Annotated in this window: 2 protein-coding genes; both read right to left on the minus strand. The window is 41.2% G+C overall.

Annotation, left to right across the window (positions count from 1 at the left end):
- Positions 1–115 precede the first annotated feature (115 nt).
- Positions 116–2,005, minus strand: a complete 1,890-nt coding sequence (locus AC07XN_RS23790) for a hypothetical protein (protein ID WP_494744855.1) — start codon at positions 2,003–2,005, stop codon at positions 116–118.
- Positions 2,006–2,231: 226 nt separating this feature from the next.
- On the minus strand, positions 2,232–3,179 hold the full coding sequence (locus AC07XN_RS23795; RefSeq protein WP_494744856.1) for a hypothetical protein: 948 nt from the start codon (positions 3,177–3,179) through the stop codon (positions 2,232–2,234).
- Positions 3,180–3,539: the final 360 nt, after the last annotated feature.

The following is a 3,539-nucleotide window of genomic DNA, read 5'->3' on the forward strand; positions in this document are numbered from 1 at the left end:
TTTTGACGAAAATTTAATGAGTTTTACCCAAATTTCAAAGAACGATTATTTCATGAATCTTAATAAGTCCCTCGCTACGAATACAAGAAGATAATATAAAATTTACCATTAGTTTTTACACCAACTCCTTAATAAAATTAGCATAAATCTTCGTCAGCAACTTTGATGCATTCTTGTCCGCTCCTTCAGCATGTGGGTGGATGCCGTCGGGTAGATAGATGCGTTGTCTGTTCATATCTAGTGTGGTGTTTTGTCCGTTTGTGTAATTGCTCCAAGGCTCTTGTGTCCACAGAGATTTTGAACCTTGCACAATCTGTTGTGAAAAACCTGTCTTTTCCCACATTCGCAGTAACGGAAAGCCCCAATAATCGGCGAGAACCTCTTGTGCCTGCGAAACTGGTGTGAGCAAATCGTTTTCATAATGCCCAACAAAGGCTATACGGGCGAATTTGTTGTATTTTAAAATCAAGTCTATTAAATAATTCATTGCTCCGATAAAATAACGCCTGTCATCACGTTGTGCAGGAATAACGCTAAGGTCGTTACTATAACCGTCGTTTCGCCCGTGGTCGAAGATGAAGAAATCGGGCATTGGTTTGGTACCGTCTAAGTAAGGTAACAGCCTATATTCGTAGCTACAAGCAAGCATTTTTGTCTTCTCCGCATCGGTTAAAACATCAGGTGGATTATTACTTAAAGAGCCTTTAATAGTATCCCAAGTATCGATTAAAGTTTGTATTTCCGACTTTTTACGCGCCAAGGCATACATAAAATTCTGATATGCCAAACCATTATACGAACCATCTGCCCGACTAATCCTTGCAGTAGAACTCCCCACAGCCATATTGATGCCGACCCCGCCCAAACTGGCTGGGCCATCAGTCGGGTATCTGCCCCCTTCGGGAATGGAGGTTCCGAAATGCAGAAAGGTTTTGCCTGATAATAAATTCGACGAGCCATTTTCTAACTTCGTAATTCGTTCTTGCTCTGTCGATAATTGTGCCGTTGATACCGCCTTGGTAAAGACTGTGTATTTAGTGAGACTGTAATTTTGCCCTACCACCCCACTCAAGTACATTTTTGTTGCCTGAACAGGTATCGTAAGCTGATAATCATTATAAAAGTCTACAAAACCATCACGCCCTTTGTTTTCATAGCCTACCACTTGGTTTGCTGAATTTAAATAAACTACCGCCCACATTGCCGACCCGCCAATGGCTGTGCTAATCCTCAGGATGTCGGTCGGTAAAATGTTGTAGGTTGCATATTTTTTGGTCGCATCATCATGAATGCTGGCATTGTTCCAAGGGTATTTCCCCTCAATGTCGCTCGTAGGGGTTTGTACCATATTGCTCGATAATACATTGCCTAGATAGCTAAACATATTTTGCTTTTTCTTCAAAATAACGCCCCCAGATGCTAGAAAGCCATTTACTTTATAATAGGCACAGTTGTTTGGAAACTGTATTTCCAAATCTGTAAACGGAGTATTCACGCCCGTATCATTTCCTTGATATTGGGTAGAAATAAGGTTGTTGTTGGTATCATAAAAAAACAATAGCTTCATCGCCGACCCTCCGATGGTGGATGTGATAAAATGTTTGCTTCCGTCGTTGATGATGGTGGTGTAACATCTAATATCCGACGTGGCTTCGCCTGTTCCTGAAAAATTGATGTACTTTCCATTAACCATTGTTAGTGGATAAGTAATATACTGATTGATGCTGCTTACAGATGTTTTGTCTGTATCGTCATAATCATTCTTGCTTAGCTTTTTTCCTGTATCAAAACTTGTCCCATTCCAGAAATATATCAGGTCTGTATCTGCAACGTATACTAGGGTACCGACAGTAAGTCTTTCCGTAGGAATGGTATTGCGTTCGGTGATTGATTGACAGGTCTTTAGGCCTCCTAATATCTCATTTCCGTATGCGGTAGGAAATTTGTCTGCTTCTGAGAACGGCCTTACCGCTGCGGTAACGAGTGTTCCTATATTGTTTGCCATATAAATTTAGTGATTGAGTGAGTTGTGAGTTAGTGAGTTAGTGAGTTAGTGAATTGTGAGTTAGTAAATGAGTAATAGTCACTCACGCTTTGCAGTCGCTCGCTTCCAGCGAGTGACGACTATTAAAAGTCCTCTGGACGAATGTGTAATTGTGAATCAGCGAGTTAGTGAATTGTGAGTTGGTAAGTGACTATTAGCAGTCCTCTGGACGAATGTTATAAACTACCTAATTAATTTGTATTTGAATGCCCGTACCGTTTTGGATGTTGTTAGTCCTGTAGACGTTGTAGCTCGTTACATTCCCAAACGAATTTGTTACATGCTGAACAGATTTTGTCCAAGCCGTACTTGCCAAACCGCTGATACTAAAACTGGCGTCGCCAAAGCTGGCTGGGTAGCAATAATAGATGTATTCGCCATTGCCATTCAGCGTAAGGGTGCGGTTGCGTGTGGTGGCCAAAGTGTTGTTGGCTAATCCTAACACCTCCGCATTGGTTAACGTACCGTTGGCATTAGTTCCCCAATAGGCTTTGTTCAAAAAGCTGACGGCAGTATTGGCGCTCACGGCATTCCTACCGTCTGATACCGTGAGGGTATAGGTAGTGTTCGTGGTTAAACTAACGGTCTTGGTTATACTTCCGCCTGTTACTACGCCAATACCATTGTTGATGTTGATGGCGTTCGCACTTTTGTTGAAGGTGTAACTAAACGTTATGCTCGTGACGGTACTCCCTTTTTCAGCATTGTTGACGTTGTTTATAAACGAGTAGATGACGATGGGAACATATTCCAAGGCTTCTATCCTACTCAAAATCGTTTTAGACAGGTTACTTATTAATGCACTGCCATCAAAAAAATACTTCGCCGTGTCGCCGTCGTTGTTTTCGTCTTCTATCACCATGATTTCCCTGCACCTGCCCAAGTACTTGCTGGTATCGATGTCGGCAAATTTTGCATAATAGTCCCTGAAATAATCTGAGACGGCCTTGATGCCATCCTCACGGTCGGAGGCATTGGCGAAAAATGCTCCGTTCCAGTATTTCAGATACGAGTTGTTGCCATTGATGATAAAATAGCAATCGCCAAAATCGCCCACAGAAGGCAAGTTTAGCTCGTTGCTAAAATACACAATGCGCTTGTCTTTAAATCCGTTTACGCCTAATAAAACTCCCATTGTTTATTTTTTTATGTGGTTAGGTTTTTTGAAAAAAATCGTGGTCAAAAACCGCGGTCTGTGGCACACAGAACACAAAGTCATTCGTCCGAAATTACTTATGGCATGGCTGTCTTAGTTGCATGATAATTATTAAATAATTGGAAGGGGCTGTTTGTGTTCTGTGTGCCACAAACCACTGTTATAGCTTTCAATTCTTATCACTAGCGAGGGACTTAAGTCCCTCGCTAGTGATAAGAGCATTGATTATCAAACACTTATCAACTCGTGGGTAATCAATAACACTTAAGTCCTATTGATTACCCACATCTTTTAAAAAAGTTAAAATGAGGATGTGGTTATTGATAAAATTAGCTTAAA

The organism is Arcicella sp. GW458-12-2-14-TSB2 (genome assembly GCF_059423785.1).

Excerpts from the sequence above, each read along its gene's own strand:
- AC07XN_RS23790 (WP_494744855.1), bottom strand. The coding sequence starts at position 2,005 with ATGGCAAACAATATAGGAACACTCGTTACCGCAGCGGTAAGGCCGTTC.
- AC07XN_RS23795 (WP_494744856.1), bottom strand. The coding sequence starts at position 3,179 with ATGGGAGTTTTATTAGGCGTAAACGGATTTAAAGACAAGCGCATTGTG.